This is a genomic window from Chromatiaceae bacterium (genome assembly GCA_024235395.1).
Taxonomy (GTDB): domain Bacteria; phylum Pseudomonadota; class Gammaproteobacteria; order Chromatiales; family Chromatiaceae; genus Thiosocius.
In genome coordinates this window covers 181,721-203,680 of sequence record JACKMK010000002.1, presented here as the reverse complement: position 1 = coordinate 203,680, position 21,960 = coordinate 181,721, and the positions used below count along the sequence as shown (strand labels likewise).

15 protein-coding genes are annotated in these 21,960 nt (G+C 64.6%); 9 read left to right on the top strand and 6 right to left on the bottom strand.

Annotation, left to right across the window (positions count from 1 at the left end; genetic code table 11):
- Positions 1-690: 690 nt before the first annotated feature.
- Together H6955_08950 and apbC are read right to left on the bottom strand one after the other, a co-directional pair.
- Positions 691-4,368, bottom strand: coding sequence for a hypothetical protein (locus H6955_08950; GenBank protein MCP5313672.1), 3,678 nt, complete (start codon positions 4,366-4,368; stop codon positions 691-693).
- A 1,001-nt stretch (positions 4,369-5,369) separates the two neighbouring features.
- Positions 5,370-6,461, bottom strand: coding sequence for an iron-sulfur cluster carrier protein ApbC (gene apbC / locus H6955_08945; GenBank protein ID MCP5313671.1), 1,092 nt, complete (start codon positions 6,459-6,461; stop codon positions 5,370-5,372).
- Positions 6,462-6,748: 287 nt separating this feature from the next.
- Between apbC and metG the strand changes: the two genes are divergently transcribed.
- From metG to H6955_08930, 3 genes are all read left to right on the top strand, one after another.
- On the top strand, positions 6,749-8,794 hold the full coding sequence (metG, locus tag H6955_08940; GenBank protein MCP5313670.1) for a methionine--tRNA ligase: 2,046 nt from the start codon (positions 6,749-6,751) through the stop codon (positions 8,792-8,794).
- Positions 8,795-8,956: 162 nt separating this feature from the next.
- Positions 8,957-10,525 carry a DUF3369 domain-containing protein gene (locus tag H6955_08935; GenBank protein ID MCP5313669.1) on the top strand — a complete coding sequence of 523 codons (1,569 nt, stop codon included), beginning with the start codon at positions 8,957-8,959 and terminating at the stop codon, positions 10,523-10,525.
- 146 nt (positions 10,526-10,671) lie between these two features.
- Positions 10,672-12,573: a PAS domain S-box protein gene (locus H6955_08930; GenBank protein ID MCP5313668.1), complete on the top strand. Its 1,902-nt coding sequence runs from the start codon at positions 10,672-10,674 to the stop codon at positions 12,571-12,573.
- Positions 12,574-12,609: 36 nt separating this feature from the next.
- Here the strand turns inward: H6955_08930 and H6955_08925 are convergent, their stop codons facing one another.
- The 4 genes from H6955_08925 to H6955_08910 form a co-directional block, all read right to left on the bottom strand.
- A complete protein-coding gene (locus H6955_08925; protein ID MCP5313667.1) occupies positions 12,610-13,062 on the bottom strand; it encodes a nuclease-like protein in 453 nt (150 codons plus the stop codon).
- A 57-nt stretch (positions 13,063-13,119) separates the two neighbouring features.
- Positions 13,120-13,869 (bottom strand): cyclic nucleotide-binding domain-containing protein, encoded by a 750-nt coding sequence (locus tag H6955_08920; protein MCP5313666.1) that lies wholly within the window; start codon positions 13,867-13,869, stop codon positions 13,120-13,122.
- A gap of 376 nt (positions 13,870-14,245) precedes the next feature.
- On the bottom strand, positions 14,246-15,217 hold the full coding sequence (gene egtD, locus H6955_08915) for an L-histidine N(alpha)-methyltransferase (protein MCP5313665.1): 972 nt from the start codon (positions 15,215-15,217) through the stop codon (positions 14,246-14,248).
- Entirely contained in the window at positions 15,214-16,506 is a 1,293-nt protein-coding gene (locus tag H6955_08910; GenBank protein ID MCP5313664.1) for an ergothioneine biosynthesis protein EgtB, read from the bottom strand. Before H6955_08910 ends, egtD begins: the two co-directional genes overlap by 4 nt.
- Positions 16,507-16,869: 363 nt before the next feature.
- Here H6955_08910 and rsxA point away from each other — a divergent pair, with 363 nt between their 5' ends.
- From rsxA to H6955_08880, 6 genes are read left to right on the top strand one after another with little or no spacing between them, the layout of a single operon-like run.
- A complete protein-coding gene (gene rsxA, locus H6955_08905; GenBank protein ID MCP5313663.1) occupies positions 16,870-17,451 on the top strand; it encodes an electron transport complex subunit RsxA in 582 nt (193 codons plus the stop codon).
- 7 nt (positions 17,452-17,458) lie between these two features.
- Positions 17,459-18,016, top strand: coding sequence for an electron transport complex subunit RsxB (rsxB, locus tag H6955_08900; GenBank protein MCP5313662.1), 558 nt, complete (start codon positions 17,459-17,461; stop codon positions 18,014-18,016).
- Positions 18,009-19,580, top strand: coding sequence for an electron transport complex subunit RsxC (gene rsxC, locus H6955_08895; GenBank protein ID MCP5313661.1), 1,572 nt, complete (start codon positions 18,009-18,011; stop codon positions 19,578-19,580). Before rsxB ends, rsxC begins: the two co-directional genes overlap by 8 nt.
- Positions 19,581-19,582: 2 nt before the next feature.
- The gene (gene rsxD / locus H6955_08890; protein ID MCP5313660.1) at positions 19,583-20,626 is read left to right on the top strand and encodes an electron transport complex subunit RsxD; all 1,044 of its coding nucleotides are present in this window, start codon (positions 19,583-19,585) and stop codon (positions 20,624-20,626) included.
- The gene (rsxG, locus tag H6955_08885; GenBank protein MCP5313659.1) at positions 20,619-21,257 is read left to right on the top strand and encodes an electron transport complex subunit RsxG; all 639 of its coding nucleotides are present in this window, start codon (positions 20,619-20,621) and stop codon (positions 21,255-21,257) included. Before rsxD ends, rsxG begins: the two co-directional genes overlap by 8 nt.
- Positions 21,250-21,933, top strand: a complete 684-nt coding sequence (locus H6955_08880) for an electron transport complex subunit E (protein ID MCP5313658.1) — start codon at positions 21,250-21,252, stop codon at positions 21,931-21,933. Before rsxG ends, H6955_08880 begins: the two co-directional genes overlap by 8 nt.
- Positions 21,934-21,960: the final 27 nt, after the last annotated feature.

Here is a 21,960-nt window from a genome sequence, read left to right as displayed (position 1 = left end):
GTCCATCTGAGTTTCTCCGAGTACACAGCGGCGCGGACGTCGCTGCAGTGAACAACACCCTCCCCGATCAGCGTCGCCGGGATCTCGCGGCCGTCGCGCTGTACGGCTGCCACCGGGACCCGTGACCGCGCGTTCTGACAAGCGATCTTGATCGGAACGTCGTCGCCGCGCGTCGCGGTTGTCGAGGACCCCAAAAAAGGACCGCGCCGGTCAAGGCGCCGTATCGACCGGCCCCGGACCTCGCCCGCGGCCTTCGGCACCGCGACCGAACCCGATCCCGGTTCCGCGTTCGCCGAGCCCCGATGGCCCGCTGAAACCGGGCCTGTTCCATCCCGTACCCGGCACGGGTCTCGGCATCGGTGCCGGCGGTGGATAGCGCCCGGACCACGGCATCGCGTAACGCGGTTGCGATGGCCCATAGGCGCCGAAACCGGGGCCTGTCGGATAACCCGGCCACCGGTCTGTACATCCTTTGGAAAGGGCGTCCGATGGAGGGTCCTCGGTCTGTGCGGACACGACGAAAGACCCCGCCAGTGCCAGCACGATGCCGCCCCGGACCATCAGGCGCCGATAGTTCATATGCACGTTACCTCCCGTACTGCTTTGGGTGGCGTTCAGACGGGGCCGCCGTTTCCGGCGGCCCCTGTGCGGACGCTCAGTTCCGCGTCAAGGCCCTTGTGTCAGGCCTGCCTAGTTGGCCGGCGTACCGCTGCCGTCGCCCTGGCCGAAATCCCAGGCGTCAGCCGGCAGGTAGTTGTCGATCCACCAGACGCGGCGGGCCATCGCGTCGGAGTCGACCAGTTCCCCGGCCTCATCCAACTCTGCCTGAGTCCAGACGGCGTACAGGAACTCGCCACCGGGGTTGGCCTCGAGGCTGGCCTCGCTGGCCTCCAGTCCCGGCGTACCCTGTTCCGTCTTGTCGAACTCGTTGCAGAAGCCCGTGCCCACGAGGGTTTCGGCGACATCCTCTTCGTGCGGATCGGACGGGAAGCACTGACTGAGCGTCGGGTCGAGGTACTCATCCGCCCATACCACGTAGTCGTCACCCCAGTTGATCGCACGACCGTAGTACAGGTCGAGCGGCTCGGGTTCGCCTTCTGCCGTGGTGGTGTTGTCACCGGTCTCGAAGACCACGAAGTAACGCGACGGATCACTTTCGTTCTCGTCCGTGCCGTCCGCGGTCTCATAGACCGGGATGCCGTACTCGAACGGATCCGCGGTTATCGTCGCCACAGGTTCAGAGTAACGCGGGTCGAGCGTCGTGATGCGCATCGACTTGTGCTGCGTGACGTTGCGGGCCTGCTCGTCAGCACCGGCTGCGTACTCGTTGCACACCCGGGGCTCGCTCGGCTCTCCGGTCCCCGTTTCGGCGGAACGGAAGGTCTCGCAGGTCACGGTACCGTCGCCCTCGAAGCCACTCGGCGTGGTCGTAAAGGTCTGGGCACCGTCGAATGACCGACGGATGTACAGCTCGTAACGGTCGCTGCCCTTGGCGTTCAACCGCCAGTTCGGCGACCAGGCATACAGCATCATCACGAAGTCACCGTTCAGGAAGCCGCGGTGTCCCTTGGCTACGTCGAGCGGGTTGTACCACGACTGATCCGCGAGCGTGCTGTCGTCGGTACGCGCGTCGTTGCTGCAGTCGAACACCAGATTCGTGTCGTCAGCAGCGACCACCGTGGCCGAATACGGGCACTGGTGCCAGCTGAGGACCTTGGTCTGGTTGGGTTCGACGGTATTGCCCTGCAACACCGGGTTGGTATCACCCACACCGAAGGTCGTACCCTGGGTCAGGTCGACCGCCGGACAACTGACAGTCTCCCCGGTCTGCGAGTCGGTGCAGACATCCGGCACCACCGCGGACAGGTTGATCGCCGGGTCCATGCACAGCCCGTCCGGGTAGAACGGGTTGATCGGCGTACCGTCGGCATTGCGCCCGTACAGCATGTTGTCGCAATCGATATTGCGGAATGCATACGGATTGCTCAGGCCGTCCCAGCCCGGACCTTCCGCATCACCGGATCCGTCGAGACAGACGTCGGGCAGCGGATTCGCGCAGGCACCTTCCTGCTCGGCGAGCGGGACACCGGCAGTGTCGGTCACCAGGGTGAACGGACCGTACTCGAGCGAACCGTCCGCATCCGCGGCCTGGATCGCACAGGGTATCGGATCGACCTGGTCTCCACTTGCCGAGAAGGCGCCGCTCACGTCATCGCGAGCCGACAGCAGACGTCTGCCGTTGTACAGGTTTTCCTGACTCGACGCGTCGCGGAACACGACAAGGCTCTTGTTCCACCCGTCGGCCCCGGTACCTGCGATCGACAGCAGATTGGTCGTGGCATCAAACACCGCCGTGGTGATCACCGGCTGATCGCCGTCGACCACGACCGGACAGGTCTCACCCGTACCGCCGCCATACCCGGCGAGCAGGATCCGGCGCACCATGACGTCGGCGGGCCCACCCTGGTTCATCACGCCCTGTTTCCAGGCCGGCAACGCGAGCAGTCCACTCGTGCTGTCCGCGGCCTTGCCGATGCCCTGTACCAGCAGGCTGCCACGGCGCGCGATCTCGGTGTTCCACAGCTCATAGTTGTATTCACCGAAGTCCCAAAGCTCGGCGGTGCTGTGTGCCGGCGAAAACTCACCGGTTCGCCAGTCGACCTCGGGCTGGTTCAGCATGTTGCCGTGACCCACCAGGTTCGCGACCAGGCTGTCGGGGTTGGACTTGGGTGTCGAACCGGCGAACGTGGACTTCAGCAGCATGTCGAAGCTGTAGTACCACATGTTCTTGCCTTCATCGAAGACCACGCAATTCTCGACGTCACCGTCGGGATCGCAGGACTCGCCATAGGTGCCGTCACCATTGTCGATGAAGCCGAATGCGCCAAGACCTTTCGACTCTTCGGCCACGATCACCGCGAAGGCACCATCCACGATGCCATCCTCGTCGACGTCGTATTCCTTCAGGGAGAGGCGCGGCCGGGTCGCGGCGATGTTGCCGACCAGCGGCAGACCGTCCTCGGTGACACAGATATCGGCCGGCGTACCCTGAGGCCCGGTCGGGATCTGCACGGTGTTCGCACACATGTCCTTGAGGCCATAATCGAGCGGGTTCAGCAGCTCGTCATTCGCGACCGCGGCGCCGTTGCAGTACGGCTTCGGGTTGGTGACGTTGCAGCGTGCGTTGTCGGTGATACGCATCGGCATCGCGAACGGGATACCCGGTTGCGGCTTGGTCGTATCGCCACTGGCGAGCCAGTCTTCGAACGAATGGATCGTCACGCCGTTGTCCTCGGGGTCCTGTACCTTCGCGAACTGGTCCCACGGGATGTACGAATACCAGACGTCGGTCTGGCTGTTCGCAATCGCGCCGCTCCAGCCCTCGCCGGGACCTTCACCCTGTCCGGGACGCAGACCCTCGGGGTCTTCCTGCCAGGTGATCGCGCAGCCCGCACCGGCCGCACAGAAGGTCTCGATCCGGTTGACGTCACGTGCGCCGGAGGTCAGACGCTCGGCCTTGAACCAGCGCATGTAGTTTTCTTCAAGGGCCTCGGTACGCGGGTCGTCGCCGTTGACCAGGACACCGCGTGCCGCCCAGAGGCAGCTGAACGGCACCTCGCCGACCGGCTGGTTCTGCTCGAACTCGTCTTCGGAATAGTCGACCGAACCCTGGGTACCGCCGACACCGTACATGTCGACCAGGTACAGGTCATCGAAACTCGCTGTATCCAGGTCGATACCGAGTGCTGTCGCGATCGATTCGCGACGCTCGATGTTGCTGACATCCAGCGAGTAGTTGGGCTCGCCACCGGCACAGAAACGGCTCGGCCACACTGCGAGCGTATAGGTACCCGAGGTCGCCTGGAATACGTTCACCACATCGCCAGGGTAAAAACCGCCGCTGTCGGCGAACAGTTCGATATCGGATCGCACCACATCGCTGGACGAATCATCGGCCGATTCGGACAGGTTGGTGGATTTCCAGGTCACGCCATCATCGAGGCTGACCGCACCGTAGGCCTCGCGTTTGCCGTGGCCGACGAAACCGACGCCCTCGACACCCTCGACCGGGCCGTTGATGTAGACCGCGACCAGCGGTTTGCCGTAGAGGCGCGTACCCTCCGACTGGGCGTCGGCGTTGAGATAGTCAACTTCGCCGACCGTACCGTTGGCAGCCTGCAGCGGCACATAGAATTTCATCATGTCGATGAACGCGTGCTCGGCCTCGGGGATATGTTCGAAGACCGGATTTCCCGAGGCCTTCGACATGCTCTTGAGTACCTGAGCGCCGTCATCGGCAAACGCGGTTGTCGCCACGCCCGCGGCAAACGCGGTCGCGATGGCGAAGGGTAGTATTCCTAGTCGCATGGGACTCTCCTGTGTCTCTATAGTTATCTGACCTGCAGGTGGTCGATACGGCCGTGTCGCCGTCTCGGCTTGCGCCTGCGCCGCTACGGGGTTGGGTAATGGCTTCCCGCCATCGCACCGACTCCCCGATACGAACGGACGTCAATCGAGAAGTGCGCAACGCAATTGCTCCGGGCTGGCAGCCGGCCAGCAACGGAAGAACCGGCGCAGTGCCGGTCTCTGACAACTAAGAACTGGCTTCCTATAGCGAATGCTGTGCAGTCGATCCGCTGATGCCGCGAATTCACAACCCTTACTGGCTTGACCGGCTTGGCGTTCTGCATGGCTTTCACTGCGCAGGCTTTCTCGGATTCCCACCGGACTGCCTGCGTCCTCGGCACTTCTAGTGATACTTATCGGTCCATTCGAGAACCTATTCTCCGCCGATCGCGATGCCCGTTTTTGACGTGAATCACGACATAAACCACCGCACGCGGCGAATTCACCGGTACCTGAGGAAAACGCTTCCTGAAAGGTAGATTGAACGGCCTTGCAGCATTCAAATTGCGTTTCAACCCTTGCTGGAAGGGTATTCCGCACGACCCCGCAATCCCTGATGCAGGCGGCCGGCAACGGGCTCCCGCTGACCAAACGACGACGAAGTAAAAGGTGTAACTACACTCGCTTTCTGGCGCAAATGGACGACGACGCCGATATTCCCCGAGTAACCGGCCGGAGAAGCGTGCAGGCCGGCGGATTCCAGGACTGGTCATCGATGGGTGCCACGGAGAGACACCGCGCGTGTCTGCGAGGTGGCAGCAGCATGGCTTGACGTGAGTTGAGTCGCCGCATCGGGGCATCCGCGCGCCGCACCACCCGCTCGAAACCGAAGGGGCTCGATGCCGCGCACCGGCACGCCGCCGGTGTCGAACGACGACCGGTCCGCATACCGCCGGGCAGCGCGCAAAGAAAAGCCCGCTCGACGCGGGCTTCCGGTACCCCTGCGGGGCTGCCGTCGCGGATCAGTTGTTCTGGATCACGATGTTCGGGAATTTCGCCGCGTAGCTCTTCGCCTGGCGCGCCAGCTTCGCGGCCGCCTTGCGTGCAATCTCGCGATAGATCTCGGACGGACGCGATTCCGGTTCAGCGACCACGGTCGGTTTGCCGGAGTCGGTTTCCTCGCGGATCCGGGTCTCCAGCGGCAGCGCGCCGAGGAAGGTCACGCCGTATTCTCCGGCCATGCGCTGACCACCGCCCTCGCCGAAGATGTGTTCCTCGTGACCACACTTCGAGCAGATATGGATCGACATGTTCTCGACGATGCCCAGGATCGGCACCTCGACCTTTTCGAACATCTTGAAACCCTTGCGCGCGTCGAGCAGCGCGATGTCCTGCGGCGTGGTGACGATGATCGCCCCCGACACCGGCACCTTCTGCGCGAGCGTCAACTGGGTATCACCCGTGCCCGGCGGCAGATCGATCACCAGGTAGTCGAGTTCGTCCCAGTTGGTATCGTTGAGCAGCTGTTCGAGCGCCTGGGTGACCATGGGGCCACGCCAGATCATCGGGGTCTCTTCGTCGATCAGGAAGCCGATCGACATCGCCTGCAGGTGGTAGCTCACCATCGGTTCCAGCGTATTGCCGTCCTTCGATTCCGGCTTGCCGGTGATGCCGAGCATGCGCGGTTGCGATGGGCCGTAGATGTCCGCATCGAGGATCCCCACCCGTGCGCCTTCGACTGACAGCGCCAGTGCCAGGTTCACCGCGGTGGTGGACTTGCCGACCCCGCCCTTGCCCGAGGCGACCGCGATGATGTTCTTGACGTTGTCGATCGGCTTGAGCGATTTCTGCACCGAATGTGCGACGATCTTGGTAGCGAGGCTGACCTCGCAACCGGTCACACCGGCGACACCCTCGACTGCGGCCTTGACCGCGTCGGCGATCGCACCGTGCGCGCCCTTGGCAGGGAAACCGAGCACGATTTCGACGCTTACTTTGTCGCCATCGATCTTGATGTCTTTGACGGATTTCGCGGTGACCAGATCGGTCTCGAGATGCGGTTCGATGTAGCCCTTGATGGCCTCTTCGACCTGTTCTCTGGTGATCTCTGCCATGATGTTTACCTGCGTCATGTTTGTCGTTTACCCAATCCCGTACGGTGTTCGACGCCCGATGGCCGGAAGCGGGATTCCAGAAGACGGGCGATTCTACACGAAAGCACTTGGCAAAACTCAGTGTTTTACTCAGGTTTTCAACATGGAGCAGCGCAACGCGGATTCAACCGTTGGTCGAGTGCGGTAGTGCCATGCGGCCGGACCGGCAGCACCGGCGCGGCGCCTGTCACCGCGGCAACCGAGTATGGGATACTCAGGCGCTTTCCAACCGATGATCCGCAGACCCGATGAGCACCGAACCGCGCAAGATCCTGGTCACCAGCGCCCTGCCGTACGCCAACGGCTCGATCCACCTCGGCCACCTGGTCGAGTACATCCAGACCGACATCTGGAGCCGGTTTCAGAAGATGCGCGGGCACGAGTGTCATTACGTCTGCGCGGACGACGCACACGGTACCCCGATCATGCTGCGCGCGCGCGCCGAGGGCATCGAACCGGAGGCGCTGATCGCGCGGGTCTGGCAGGAACACACCCGCGATTTCGCCGGATTCGCGATCGGCTTCGACAACTACCACTCGACCCACTCCGATGAGAACCGCGTGTGCGCGACGACCATCTATGAGCGCAACCGCGATGCTGGGCACATCGCCCGGCGCACCATCTCGCAGGCCTACGACCCGGTCGCCGAGATGTTTCTGCCGGACCGTTTCATCAAGGGGACCTGCCCGAAGTGCGGCGCCGCCGACCAATACGGCGACAGCTGCGAGGTCTGCGGCTCGACCTATTCGCCGACCGAGCTGAAGAACCCGGTGTCGGCGGTCTCCGGTGTGGCACCGATCGAGAAGGACTCGGAACACCTGTTCTTCCGGCTCGGCGACTTCGAGCGGGTGCTCAAGGACTGGCACAAGGCCGGCCATGTGCAGGCCGAGGTCGCGAACAAGCTCAACGAGTGGTTCGAGGCCGGCCTCAACGACTGGGACATCTCCCGCGACGCGCCGTACTTCGGTTTCGAGATCCCCGATGCGCCGGGCAAGTACTTCTATGTCTGGCTGGACGCACCGATCGGCTACATGGCGAGCTTCCGCAACTTCTGCGACAAGACCGGGATCGATTTCGACAGCTACTGGAACGCGGACTCGACCGCCGAGCTGTACCACTTCATCGGCAAGGACATCATCTATTTCCACGCGTTGTTCTGGCCGGCGATGCTGCACGGCGCGGGCTACCGCAAACCCAGCGGGGTGTATGCGCACGGCTTTCTCACCGTCGACGGTGCCAAGATGTCGAAATCGCGCGGCACCTTCATCAAGGCCGAGACCTATCTGCGACACCTGGATCCCGAGTACCTGCGCTACTACTTCGCCGCAAAACTCAGTTCGCGGGTCGACGACCTCGACCTCAACCTGGACGATTTCGCCGCACGCGTGAACGCGGACCTGATCGGCAAGGTGGTGAACATCGCCAGCCGTTGCGCGGGCTTCATCAGCAAGCGTTTCGACGGCCGGCTGAGCGACCAACTCGATCAACCCGATCTGTTCGGCACCTTCGTCAACGCGGGGGACGAGATCGCCAGCCTGTACGAGCGACGTGAATTCGGACGCGCGGTCCGCGAGATCATGGCGCTGGCCGATCTCGCCAACCAGTACATCGACGACAAGGCACCCTGGGTGCTTGCCAAGCAGGAAGGACGCGATGCGGAGCTGCACGCGGTCTGTTCGCTGGGGATCAACCTGTTCCGCGTACTGATCGGCTACCTGAAGCCGATCCTGCCCGTCATGGCAGAGAACACCGAGGCATTCCTGAATGTCGCGCCGATGACCTGGGATTCGCAGCGCGATCCGCTGCTCGGTCATGAGATCGCGCGCTTCAAGCCGCTGATGACCCGGGTGGAGAAAGACAGGATCGCCGCGATGATCGAGGATTCGAAAGAGGACCTGGGTGCAGAACGGGCGACCGGCGGTCGGCCCACCGTTGCGGATTCGCCGTTGGCGAAAGATCCGATCGCCGCAACGATCGACTTTGCCGACTTCGCAAAGGTCGACCTGCGGGTCGTGCGGATCGCCAAGGCCGAGCACGTCGAGGGTGCCGACAAGCTGTTGCGACTGACGCTGGACCTGGGTGGCGAGACGCGCAACGTGTTTGCCGGCATCAAGGCCGCCTACGCGCCGCAGGATCTCGAGGGCAAACTCACCGTGATGGTCGCGAACCTCGCGCCGCGCAGTATGAAGTTCGGCGTGTCCGAGGGCATGGTGCTGGCTGCCGGTCCCGGTGGCAGCGAGATATTTGTGCTGCACCCGGACGCAGGTGCCCAACCGGGGATGAAGGTCAAGTAACCCGGTACCGGGCCGCACGCGGTTCCCATTCCGGGAACACCGTTCCGAAAATCCAAACCCTGGCCGGATCATGGTCAAGGCGGCCTGTTGATGGCCGCTATTCGCCTGGAGGCGGGCCCCTTGGCCGCCCGTACCGAATAACAACAGCAGCACGTAACAGCGATGAACTCACAACTCGACGAACCGCTTTTCGCCACCGAACTCGACGAGCAGCAGCCGACCTCGCGACGGTCGCCCACGGCCGCGTGGAAGGTCCTGGTGGTCGACGACGAGCAATCGGTACACGACGTCACCCGGCTGGCGCTGCGCTCATTCGAATACGAGGGCCAGCCGCTGGAACTGCTGCACGCCTATTCGGCACAGGAAGCGGAATCGTTGCTGCGGACCGAGCGCGAGATCGCCGCCGCGCTGGTCGATGTGGTGATGGAGACCCAGGACGCCGGGTTGCGCCTGGTGCAGACGATCCGAGAGGACATCGGCAACCGACTGCTGCGTATCATCCTGCGTACCGGACAGCCGGGTCAGGCACCCGAAGGCCGGGTGATTCGCGAGTACGACATCAACGACTACAAGGAAAAGACCGAACTCACCGCGCAACGCCTTTCGACCGCGCTGTACGCGGCGATCCGCGGCTATGCCGACCTGCTGACGATCGACGGTCATCGGCGCGGCCTCGAGAGGGTCATTGCATCGACCGCCAACATCTTCCGCTACCGCGACCTCGACGATTTCTTTTCCGGATTGATGATCCAGCTCGGATCGATGATCCGCCCCGAGCGCGACAGTTTCTGTACCTCGGCGGCCTTCGTTTCCGGCAACTACCAGTCCGAAATCGGCGTCGAGACGATGGTCGCCGGTACCGGGCGCTTCGCCGCGCACATCGGCAGACCGATCCAAGACGTCGTCGACCAACACGTCTACGGGCATCTGCTGGAATCCCGGCAATCGCAGCGCACGCTGTTCAAGGAGGACGCCTGCGTGTTCTATTTCGAGAACAGCCAGGGCCAGCATGGACAGGTCTATCTCGCCGGGTGCGGCAGCGACCTCAGCCCCGAATTGCGCCGCATGGTGGAATTGTTCTGTGCGAACACCTCCGTGGCATTCGACAACATCATGCTGAACCGCGAGATCGAGCATACCCAGCGCGAGATCGTCAACATGCTCGGCACAGTGGCCGAGTTCCGCTCATGGGAGACCGCCCGACACGTTGACCGTGTCGCCGCCTATTCCGAGTTCCTGGCACTCAAGCTGGGTCTCGACGAAGCAGAGGCGAGACTGATCCGGTTGGCCGCGCCACTGCACGACATCGGCAAGATCGGCATCCCGGACCTCATCCTGGAAAAACCCGGCAGCCTCACGGACGAGGAGTTCGAGGTGATGAAGACCCACGCGACGCTCGGTCACGACATGCTCAAGCACTCGCAGCGACCCATCCTGGCCGCCGCCGCGGTCATCGCCCGCGATCACCAGGAGCGTTGGGACGGCAGCGGTTACCCGCATGGCGCCGCCGGCGAAGACATCCATCTGTACGGGCGTATCGTAGCGGTCGCCGACGTGTTCGATGCGCTCGGCTCCAAGCGTTGCTACAAGGATGCATGGCCGCTCGAACAGATCCTCGAATATTTCCGCGCCGAGCGCGGTCGGCATTTCGACCCCCGGATCGCAGAATTGCTGATCGAACACATCGACGACATCGTGGCGTTGCGCGACAGGGTACCGCGCCTGCATTGAACGTTGCGGGCCGACAACGAGGTACACCGCAGGAATGGCGCCCGTAGACACCCGGCCCACCGGTCCACCGGCGTTCGGCATGGCAACCGGCTGAAATGCATCAGGACACCCCCCCGCCCTCTCCGGTGCGCACCGCCCGCGAATCCATGCTGCGCAACCGACTGATCGGCATGATGCTGGCGGTCACGGTGATCGTGACGACCAGCGTGGCGGCCGTGGTCGGATACTGGGACTACCGCACCTTTCAAAACGATCGAGAACACATCGGCCGCGCGATTCTGCATTCATTGACACCCCGGCTGATCCGTCTGACCGGCACTGACAACACGGATGCCACTTCGGACATCACCACGACGCTGCGCGCCTTCTCTGATGTCCGTTACCTGTTCGCCTACGACCCCGCCGGAGAATCGCTGTACAGCTACCATCGGGCCGACCGCCCTGCGCTCGACGCACCGGACCCATCGGAACAGCCGGGACATGCGCCGGCCCCGGGCGGTATGCGGCTGTGGTCCAGCTTCGCCCTGCAGGGGGGTGAACGAGCCACGGCGATGCTGGACATCTCCGCCGACCTGCGCGACGACTGGCTCACCACCAACCTGGTACCGATCGCTGCGCTCATCCCTTTGTCGCTGCTGCTCGCGCTGGGCGTGTCGATGGGCCTTCAACGCAGGATCACGCGTCCGATACGCTTTCTGACAGCCGCGATGCAACAGGTGTCGACGACCGGCGACTTCTCGTTGCGCGTGCATACCGCAGACCGCACCGAGATCGGCGCGCTCTACGAAGGTTTCAACGCCATGCTGGTGGAACTCGCAAATGCCGAGGTGTTGCTGCAGCAACACAAGCGGGCGATCGACCACGCCGCGATCGTCTCGATCACGGACGTCAACGGCACCATCACCTACGCCAACGAGAAGTTCTGCGAGATCTCGCGCTATGACCGCGGCGAGCTGCTCGGCAACACGCACCGAGTCGTCAACTCGGGCCATCACCCGAAGCAGTTTTTCGCGGACATGTGGGGCACCATTGCCAGCGGCAGGGTCTGGAAGGGCGAGATCCGCAACCGCGACAAGGACGGCGGCCACTACTGGGTGGACACCACCATCGTGCCGATTCTCGATAAACACGGCAGACCACAGCAATATGTCGCGATCCGTTTTCCGATCACCGACCGCAAGCAACAGGAACTGGAACTGGTCGCCGCGAAGGAGACGCTCGAGACCCGGGTTGCGGAGCGAACCGAGCAACTGATGCAGTCGCGCGAACGCCTGATCGAGGCAGAGCGGCTGGCCGCCCTCGGGCGGCTGGTGGCCGGCATCGCGCACGAGATCAACACGCCGATTGGCATCGGCGTGACGGCCAGTTCGCACCTGACGGACAAGCTGCGCGAGCTGTCCACGCAGATCGATGCCAACACCCTCACGCGGCGTCAACTGACCGAGTTTGCGGAGACGTTTCGCGAGGGTAACGAGATCATCCTTGGCAACCTGCAGCGTGCCGCCACCTTGGTACGCAGCTTCAAGCAGGTCGCCGCTGACCAGAGCCATCACGAACGCCGCCGGTTTGCGCTGGCCGAGTACATCGACGGCATCCTGTTGAGCCTGAGGCCCGCGCTGAAACACAGCCCGCATATCGTAGAGGTGGACTGCCCGCGCGACCTGGAGATGGACAGCTACCCCGGTGCGCTGTCGCAGATCCTGACCAACCTGATCACCAACTCGCTGCGCTACGCGTTCGAACCAGGCCAGGTCGGCCGGCTGCACATCGCCGCCGAGGCGTCCGGCGACAACGAGATCCGCCTGGTGTATGCCGACGACGGCCGGGGGATCCCGCAGGACGACATCAAGCGTGTATTCGAGCCCTTCTTCACGACCGGCCGACATATCGGTGGTACCGGCCTGGGCCTGCACATCGTGCACAACCTGGTGCACAACACGCTGCACGGTGAGCTGCATTGCGACAGCCCGCCCGGCGGCGGGACACGTTTCGAGTTCATCCTGCCCAGGGTCGTCGCACCGTCGACCGCCGCAGCGGCCGGAAGCTGACCGGACGCGGCGCCCGGGCGTGCCCCGCCGCCGGCGTCAACGACGCGAGACGCCGTCTACCACGGTTCCCCAGATACCGAGCTGTTTGTGTCGTGCAAGTCGCTCGAGCGCATGGTACTCGTACGGAGCCCCGGGCAACGCCATGGCCCATCCAAGCTGCAACAGATGGGCCGCCAGATCCTCGCCGTCGTCGAACGCGCTGCGGTCGACAAAGCAGATCGCGTTGAGGCTGTTGTCCGCATTGCGGGACTGCGGATAGCAGTGCACGAAGCCCTGGATGCGGAAATCCAGCGCCAGGGCCGCACGCGACGCGCAACGCACCGGCCGGAGGTTGCTGCGACAATGCTGACCGGTATCGGGCAGATAGATGCCGTACAGGTGGACTCGCTTGCCCTTTACCAGCAGCGATCCGTCGTCCTGCACCAGTGCATAGCTGTGCAGCTCACGGGCGGCCGCGCCGCCGGCGACAACCAGACAGATCCCGAGCAGCAGTGCGCGACGCATCATTTCACTCCCTATGCCCGCGGCGCGGGCGGACATGCAGGTTCAGACGCCCACGGGTCCGAGCAGCGCGCGCAATGCCAGCAACCGGCGGCCGAGCACGCGTGACAGATTCAACAGGAACTTGATCGCCTCGCGCGACCCGGAGGCCACCATCCGATCGAGGTCGGCATCGGTCAACGACAGCACGCGCACCCGGTCGCTGGTCGCGACAACATCGGCGGTGCGCTGCGAATCGAGTAACCACGCCATCTCGCCGACCACGTCGCCCGCGGCGACGACGCCAAGGCTGCGGCCGTCGAGCCGCACCTCGCAGCTCCCTTCCAGCACGATGTACAGGTTGCGGTGACCCGAGCCGCTCAGGATCAGACGTTCGCCGGCACTGCAGTCGATCACCACCCCGCGCTCGATCACCCGCTGCAGCTCGTCGGCCGAGAAACCACCCAGCACGGTCTGCGCATGCAATTCGCCGGTACTCAGCACGCCGTGCGCCTCGGACCAGCGTTCGATGGCCGCCGCCGTGTCGTCACCCGGCTCGCCGTCCGGGAACAATGCCTCCAGCCAGGACGGCGGCAGGGCCTCGCCGAACAACTGCCGCGCGGTCGCGTACAAAGGCGAACGCCGCTCTTTCAGATAGGCCAGGTCGCGCACCACCAGACACATCGGCGACAGCACGCCGGAATCGTCGCGATAGAACCCCGGCCCCACACGCCGGAAGCCGAGCTTCTGGTACAGCGGTATCAGGTGCGGCAGGCACTCGATGAACGCCAGCTCCATGCCGCGTTCCGCGGCCATGCGAAAGGCGAACTCGATCAACCGGAACGACAGAGACCGCCGCCGATGGCTGGTGCGCACGACGAAACGTGACGCCACCATGATGCGATCGATAGGCAGGTGCGAAACGAAGCGGGCGATGTCGAAATTGTCGATGAAGGCGTCCGGCAGGCCGCCGTCGCCGCCCAGGTGCACCCTCAATGAGCCGACCACCCGGCCATCCTCGAGCGCCATGATCAGTTCGCTGCCAGATTCGAGGTCGTCGTGCATGGCACGCTGTGCATGGTCGGCGAGCGGCAGGTGGTAGCGCAGCTCGTCGATGTAGACGTCGTAACGCAGCCGGTAGACGGCGAGACGCTGGTCGTCCGATGCGGCTAGACGCAGCTCCATGACCGATTCAGGCCGCGCGTGGCAGACATTGCAGCAGCTGCACGCTGAAGAGTTCGTCCTCGTCGACCCAGACGGCACGCTGGCGAAAGCCGGCGCGCGCCGCGAGGTGGCCGAATTCATCGACGCGATACTTGTAAGAGCTCTCGGTATGGATCGCATCGCCGGGCTCGAAGGCGAATGCGCGGCGTTCGATGTGCAACGTCTGGCGTTGGCGACTTACCAGGTGCATCTCGACCCGCCCGGCAGACGGGTTGTAAAACGCGTAGTGTTCGAACGCGTCCGGATCGATGTCGCTGTCGAGCTCATTGGCGATGCGATGCAACAGGTTGCGGTTGAACGCCGCGGTGACCCCGGACGCATCGTTGTACGCGGCGTTCAACAGCTCGACCGGCTTCTTCAGGTCGACACCAATCAACAGGTGCCCCAGCGGACCGACCATCTGTGCGATGTCGGACATCAGCACCGCCGCATCGTCGGGATCGAAATTGCCGATGCTGGACCCGGGAAAGAACGCCAGCATCTCGCTGTGCGCCGCGTATTGTGGAATATCCAGGCCGGTCGTGAAATCCACGCACGCCGCGTGTACTTCGAGCCAGGGATAGTCGCGTGCCAGGGTCTGGGTCGCGGCGAGCAGGAATTCGCGTGATATGTCCACGCCGACGTAGCCACTCGGACGCAGCTCCTCGAGCAGCAGCCGTACCTTGCGGCTGGCACCGCTGCCCAACTCGACCAACAGGCATTCGTTGCCGACCAACTGCGCCAGTTCGGGCAACGCGCGGCGCAGGATCGCCATCTCGGTGCGCGTCTGGTAATACTCGGGAAGCTCGCAGATCTGGTCGAATAATGCCGAACCGCGCTCGTCGTAGAAGAACTTGGCCGGAATGGCGCGCGGTTGTGCGGCCAGGCCGCTGAGCACCTCGCGCCGCAGGTTCGCAGTGCCGGGATGCGCATCGTAGAAATTGACCACCGGTGCGTTCATCGATCCTCCGCGAGGCGTATACCGGAAAACTGCCAGCGATCGTGCGGGTAGAAGAAGTTCCGGTAACTGGCGCGGATGTGATCGGCCGGGGTCACGCAGGAACCACCGCGCAGCACCATCTGCCCGGACATGAACTTGCCGTTGTACTCACCGACCGGTCCCTCGGCGGTCTGGAACCCCGGGTAAGCGGTGTACGCGCTCGCGGTCCATTCCCAGACATCACCGAACAGCTGGCGCATGCCCTGCCCGGCCGGACCGGCGACGGGCTGCAGCCAGCCCGTGTCACGCAGGTTCGCGTCGGTGCCTCGGGCGGTCGACACCGCGACCCGCTCCCATTCGGTCTCCAGCGGCAGTCGCCTGCCGGCCCAGGCGGCGAACGCGTCGGCTTCGTAAAAACTGACGTGCGTGACCGGCGCGGCCAGGTCGAGCGGGCGCATGCCGGCCAGCGTGAACTGCCACCAGGCGCCGTCACGTCGCTCCCAGTACAGGGGCGCCTCCCAGGCCTGGCTCTGGACGGTCGCCCAGCCCTCCGACAGCCACCACTGCGGCTCTCGGTAACCACCGTCCTCGATGAACGCGAGGTACTCGGCGTTGCTCACCGGATGCTCGGCCAGCGCGAAGTCCTCGAGCCAGCAGCGGTGCCGGGGCCGTTCGTTGTCGTACGCGAAATCCGGCCCTGCGGCACCGATCTCGTGCAGCCCCCCGTCCCACGCCTGCCAACCGCCGGGCACCGGCGCGCGCACCGGCGGCACCGGCAGGTCCTGGCGGTAGGCGGGCCGCAGCGGATTTGCGAAGAAGGCGTGCTTTAAATCGGTCAACAACAGCTCCTGGTGCTGTTGTTCGTGGTTCAGTCCGAGCTGGATCAATGGTTCGATCCGCGTCCATTCGGCGCCGTCGGCCGCACCGATCAGCGTGATCATTGCATCATCGACGACCTGCCGGTAGTCGTAGACCTCGGCGACCGTCGGGCGTGACAGGACCCCCCGCTGCGGACGCAGGAAAGGTTGCCCGTGGGTGAGGTAGTACGAGTTGAACAGGTGATCGAAGGCCGGATCGTGGACCCGGTAAGCGCCGGCAAACGGCAGCAGCAGGAAGGTCTCGAAGAACCAGCTGGTGTGTGCGATGTGCCATTTCGCGGGGCTGACGTCGGGCATCGTCTGCAGCCCGTAATCCTCGATCTCCAGCGGGCGGCACAACGCCTCGCTGGCGGCCCTGACGCGGCAATAGCGGGCGGCGACATCGGCACGCACCGCGTCATCCTGCGCATGGGCCTGGTTCGCTGATGGCATCGCCGACCTCCCGTCTGCCTGGATCCCGCGCCTCCGACCTGGTCGGCGACCCCCTCCGGTTCGACCTGCTCGCACCCTGCCGCAGTCACTGCACAGGGTCAAGCCATCCAAAACCTTCGTGTTATTGCGTGTTCGCCGGCGTCCCGGACCCGACAGCATCGGCCGAGATTGATAAACTGTGGCGCTTGAACCGATTGCCGACCATGCCACGACCTTGCGCAAACGCAAGGCGGTCCGCCGGACAATCGGTTAAAAGAAGCGTGCGCCGCACGGCTCCCACCTGGGAACGTCCATTTTATGGCCGCCATCCCTGACGAGCGCAGCCCCCCGCGATGCCCGACGTGAGGCGACAACTGAGGTCCGATGACTGAATACGCCCTGATCCTGGTCAGCACCGTGCTGGTGAACAACTTCGTGTTGGTGAAGTTCCTTGGCCTGTGTCCGTTCATGGGCGTGTCGCGCAAGCTGGAGACCGCGCTCGGTATGGGCCTGGCGACGACCTTCGTGCTGACCCTGTCGTCGGTCTGCAGCTACCTGGTCAACGAGTACCTGCTGGTGCCCTTGGGCGTGGAATACCTGCGCACGATCGCGTTCATCCTCGTGATCGCGGTGGTCGTGCAGTTCACCGAGATGGTGATGCACAAGACCAGCCCATTGCTGTACCAGGTGCTGGGCATCTTTCTGCCGCTGATCACGACCAACTGCGCGGTGCTGGGCGTCGCGTTGCTCAACACCCAGCAACAGCACGGTTTCGTCGAATCGGCGTTGTACGGTTTCGGCGCCGCGGTCGGGTTCTCGCTGGTGCTGGTGCTGTTCGCCGCGGTACGCGAGCGGGTCGCCGTGGCCGACGTACCGGAGCCCTTCCAGGGCAACGCGATCGCCCTGGTGACCGCGGGCCTGATGTCGATGGCGTTCATGGGCTTCGCCGGCCTGGTCAGCGGGTAGACCGCGCATGCTCGCCGCGATCGCCACCATTGCCGGCATGGCCACGCTGTTTGGCCTGGTGCTCGGTTACTCCGCGATCCGTTTCCGGGTCGAAGGCGACCCGATCGCCGATCAGGTCGATGCACTGCTGCCGCAGACCCAGTGCGGACAATGCGGATTCGCCGGATGCCGCCCCTACGCCGAGGCGATCGCCAGTGGTGAAGCCGAGATCAACCGCTGCCCGCCCGGCGGCGAGGCGACGATGATCGCGCTCGCGGAGCTGCTCGGCCGCGACCAGGTACCGCTGGACGACGCCGAGGCCGCGGAAAAGCCGAAGTCGGTCGCGGTGATCGTCGAACAGGAGTGCATCGGTTGCACGCTGTGCATCCAGGCCTGCCCGGTGGACGCGATCGTCGGCGCCGCGAAGCAGATGCATACCGTGATCGCCAGCGAATGCACCGGGTGCGAGCTGTGCCTGCCGCCGTGCCCGGTCGAATGCATCCATATGCATCCGCTGCCGGTGACGCCGCAGACCTGGAAGTGGCCATACCCCGAGGTGCGCGCCGCGGAGGCCGGTCATGGCTGAAGTACCCGCATTGAGCGCGTTCCATGGCGGCCTGCACATGGACGACCACAAGGCCGAATCCAACACCCGCCCGATCGGCCAGATGGGGCTCGCGCCGCGCCTGACACTGCCGCTGCAGCAACACATCGGCGAACCGGCCGAGCCGGTCGTGCGCCCGGGCGACCCGGTGCTGAAGGGACAGTTGATCGCACGCGCCGTCGACTACGTCAGTGCGCCCCTGCATGCGCCGACGTCCGGCCGGGTCATCGAGGTCGCCGCCCAGCCCATACCGCACCCCTCCGGCCTCAGCGACACCTGCATCGTGATCGAGCCGGACGGTAACGACACCTGGGCGACCCTACCCCCGGCGATCGCCGACTACCGGCACGCCGACCGGGCCGACCTGCGCGAACGCATCCGCTGGGCCGGCATCGTCGGGCTCGGCGGCGCCGCGTTCCCGACCGCGGTCAAGGTGAACATCAGTGGCCAGAAGGCGATCGACACCCTGGTGATCAACGCCGCCGAATGCGAACCCTACATCACCTGCGACGATGTGTTGATGCGCGAGCAGGCCGCCGACGTGATCGACGGGATCGCGATCCTGCGTCATCTGGTCGGTGCCCCGCAGTGCCTGATCGGCATCGAGGACAACAAACCCGAAGCGGCCGCGGCGCTGCGCGCGGCGATCGCCGAGGCGGGCGACACCGACACCCGCGTCGTGGAGGTCCCGACCCTGTACCCCAGTGGCGGGGAGAAGCAGCTGATCAAGCTGTTGACCGGTCGCGAGGTGCCGTCGCAGGGACTGCCGGCAGCGATCGGCGTGCTGTGCCAGAACGTGGCGACCACGGTAGCGGTCGCCGATGCAGTACTGCGTGGTCGGCCGCTGATCGACCGGGTCGTCACGGTCACCGGTCAGGGGGTCGTGCAACCGGGGAATCTGCGCGTGCCACTGGGGACGCCGGCGGCATTCGTGATCGCGCAGGCCGGTGGTTACAGCGACCGCGTCGATCAACTGATCCTCGGTGGTCCGATGATGGGCTTCAATCTGCACACCGACCAGGTGCCGGTGACCAAGGCGGCGAACTGCCTGCTGGCCGCGTCCCGCGAAGAGCTGCCACCGGCCGAGCCGGAACGCCCGTGCATCCGCTGCGGCGAGTGCGCCCGGGTGTGTCCGGCCGACCTGCTGCCACAGCAGCTGTACTGGAATGCACGCGCGCACGATTTCGACAAGGCACAGGACTACCACCTGTTCGACTGCATCGAGTGCGGCTGTTGCGCCTACGTATGTCCGGCCCATATCCCGCTGGTGCAGTACTTCCGGTTCGCCAAGACCGAGATATGGGCGTCCGAACGCGATCGAGAGAAGGCCGATCTCGCACGCCGCCGGCATGCCGCGCGCGTGGCGCGCCTCGAACGCCTCGAACTCGAACGCAAGGCACGACTGCGGCAGAAGAAAGAGGCGCTCGATGCCAAGCAGACCGGCGCCACCGATCCGAAAAAGGCCGCGATCGAGGCCGCGATGCGCCGCGTCGCGGCGAAAAAAGCGGCCCAACAGGCCGAGACCGAAAACCCCGGCGGCGAGTAGACATGCAGTTCGCGACCAGCAGTTCCCCGCACCTGAGCGGCCCACAGAGCATCACCCGTGTGATGGGCATGGTGATGCTCGCGCTGATCCCCGGGACCCTGGCGATGGTCTGGTATTTCGGCTGGGGGGTGTTGATCAACATCGCGATTGCCTCGCTGACCGCGGTGGCGAGCGAGGCTGCGATCCTGCGGATGCGCGGCCGTGACGTCGGCACCACGCTGATCGACCTGAGCGCCCTGGTCACCGCCTGGCTGCTGGCGATCGCGCTGCCGCCTTTGCTGCCGTGGTGGCAGACCGTGGTCGGCAGCGCATTCGCAATCGTGATCGCGAAGCAGCTGTTCGGCGGCATCGGCCAGAATCCGTTCAATCCGGCGATGGCCGGGTACGTGCTGCTGCTGGTGTCGTTTCCGGTGACCATGACGCGCTGGCTTCCACCCGACGTGGTCAGCGGCCAGCCACTTTCCCTTGCCGACAGCCTGCAGATCATCTTCGCCGGCCATCCACCCTCGGACCAGACCTGGGACAGCATCAGCCGCGCAACACCGCTGGATCAGATGCGCACCGAGCTGTCGCAGAACCGCATGATCAGCGAGATCCGGCAGAACCCGCTGTGGGGCGATTTCGGCGGACGCGGCTGGGAATGGATCGCCAACTGGTTCCTGTTGGGCGGGCTCTTCCTGATCTGGCGACGCGTGATCAGCTGGCGCATCCCGGCCAGCATGCTGGGCGGCCTGGCCCTGATTGCCGGACTGTTCTGGGCGATCGACCCCGAGACCCATCCGTTCCCCGCATTCCACCTGTTCAGCGGCGGGGCCATCCTGGGCGCGTTCTTCATCGCGACCGACCCGGTCTCGGCCTGCACGACGCCGCGTGGCCAACTCATCTACGGGGCCCTGATCGGCATGCTGGTGTTCGTGATCCGCACCTGGGGCGGCTACCCGGATGCCGTGGCATTTTCGGTGCTGCTGCTGAACATGGCCGCGCCGACGATCGACTACTACACCCAGCCGCGAATCTTCGGTCAGCGCAGGGACGGCGATGCGTAGCTTTCCGGTGATCATCTCCGGCCTGCTGCTCGGGCTGTTCGGCGTGCTCGGCGCGACCATGGTCGGCCTGAGCCACGAGGTCACCGCCGAGCGCATCGCGCACAATGAACGGGAGGCACTGCTGACCCAGCTGCACCTGCTGGTCCCCGCCGGACAGACCGACAACGATATGCTCAGCGATATGATCGAGGTTTCGGCACCCGCACAGCTGGGCGCACCCCTGACCCGCGTGTACCGCGCACGGCGCGCCGGCGAGCCAGTGGCCGCGGTGCTGAGCCCGGTCGTGACCCAGGGGTACAATGGCCCGATCAAGCTGATCGTGGCGATCCGTCACGATGGAACCCTGGCCGGGGTAAGAGTGTTGTCGCATCACGAGACGCCCGGACTCGGCGACAAGATCGAGGCCGAGCGTTCCGACTGGATTCTGGGTTTCGACGGCAAGTCGCTGGACGCACCCGCGGCCGGGCGCTGGAAGGTGCAGCGCGACGGCGGGGTCTTCGATCAGTTCACCGGTGCGACGATCACGCCGCGTGCGGTGGTCCGTGGTGTACGCTCCAGCCTCGAATACTTTGCCGATCATCGGGAGCAACTGTTTGCGGGCGGGACGCCTGCGGAGAAACACGATGAGTGACGGTTACCGCAAGATCCTGTTCGACGGGCTGTGGCACAACAACCAGGCCTTGGTCGCGCTGCTGGGCCTCTGCCCACTGCTCGCGGTGTCCAACACGCTGATCAATGGCCTCGGCCTCGGCCTCGCGACCACCGCGGTACTGGCATTGTCCAACGTGTCGGTCTCGATCATCCGCAACTGGGTGCGCCCGGAGATCCGGCTGCCGGTGTTCGTGTTGATCATCGCCTCCTTTGTGACCACGGTCGAACTGGTGATGAATGCGTACTTCCACGGGCTCTACAAGGTGCTGGGCATCTTTATCCCGTTGATCGTCACGAACTGCACGATCATCGGTCGCGCCGAGGCGTTTGCGTCGCGCCATCCGGTGCCTCAGGCATTGCTCGACGGCCTGGCGATCGGTGTCGGATTCACGTTGGCGCTGGTGGTGCTGGGCGGCAGCCGGGAACTGATCGGTCAGGGTACCCTGTTCGACGGCGCTCATCTGATGTTCGGCGAGACGGCGCGCGACTGGCGCTGGAGCATCGGCGATGACTATCCCGGCGTATTGATCGCGATCCTGCCGCCGGGCGCCTTCATCGGACTCGGCATGCTGATCGCAATCAAGAACGTGATCGACCGCAGGATCGGCAGACAGAGCGCGGTTGCGACCACCGACGCGGCACCGGCCACCGCCTGATCGACCGCCGGCGCGGTATGCGCGCTG

Bases quoted from the DNA above. Each gene is read 5' to 3' on its own strand.
- H6955_08920 (MCP5313666.1), bottom strand. From the start codon at position 13,869: ATGGCCGCGGAACGCGGCATGGAGCTGGCGTTCATCGAGTGCCTGCCG.
- H6955_08910 (MCP5313664.1), bottom strand. From the start codon at position 16,506: ATGCCATCAGCGAACCAGGCCCATGCGCAGGATGACGCGGTGCGTGCC.
- H6955_08950 (MCP5313672.1), bottom strand. From the start codon at position 4,368: ATGCGACTAGGAATACTACCCTTCGCCATCGCGACCGCGTTTGCCGCG.
- rsxA (MCP5313663.1), top strand. From the start codon at position 16,870: ATGACTGAATACGCCCTGATCCTGGTCAGCACCGTGCTGGTGAACAAC.
- H6955_08880 (MCP5313658.1), top strand. From the start codon at position 21,250: ATGAGTGACGGTTACCGCAAGATCCTGTTCGACGGGCTGTGGCACAAC.
- rsxG (MCP5313659.1), top strand. From the start codon at position 20,619: ATGCGTAGCTTTCCGGTGATCATCTCCGGCCTGCTGCTCGGGCTGTTC.
- H6955_08930 (MCP5313668.1), top strand. From the start codon at position 10,672: ATGCTGCGCAACCGACTGATCGGCATGATGCTGGCGGTCACGGTGATC.
- egtD (MCP5313665.1), bottom strand. From the start codon at position 15,217: ATGAACGCACCGGTGGTCAATTTCTACGATGCGCATCCCGGCACTGCG.
- rsxC (MCP5313661.1), top strand. From the start codon at position 18,009: ATGGCTGAAGTACCCGCATTGAGCGCGTTCCATGGCGGCCTGCACATG.
- H6955_08935 (MCP5313669.1), top strand. From the start codon at position 8,957: ATGAACTCACAACTCGACGAACCGCTTTTCGCCACCGAACTCGACGAG.
- rsxD (MCP5313660.1), top strand. From the start codon at position 19,583: ATGCAGTTCGCGACCAGCAGTTCCCCGCACCTGAGCGGCCCACAGAGC.
- rsxB (MCP5313662.1), top strand. From the start codon at position 17,459: ATGCTCGCCGCGATCGCCACCATTGCCGGCATGGCCACGCTGTTTGGC.
- metG (MCP5313670.1), top strand. From the start codon at position 6,749: ATGAGCACCGAACCGCGCAAGATCCTGGTCACCAGCGCCCTGCCGTAC.
- apbC (MCP5313671.1), bottom strand. From the start codon at position 6,461: ATGGCAGAGATCACCAGAGAACAGGTCGAAGAGGCCATCAAGGGCTAC.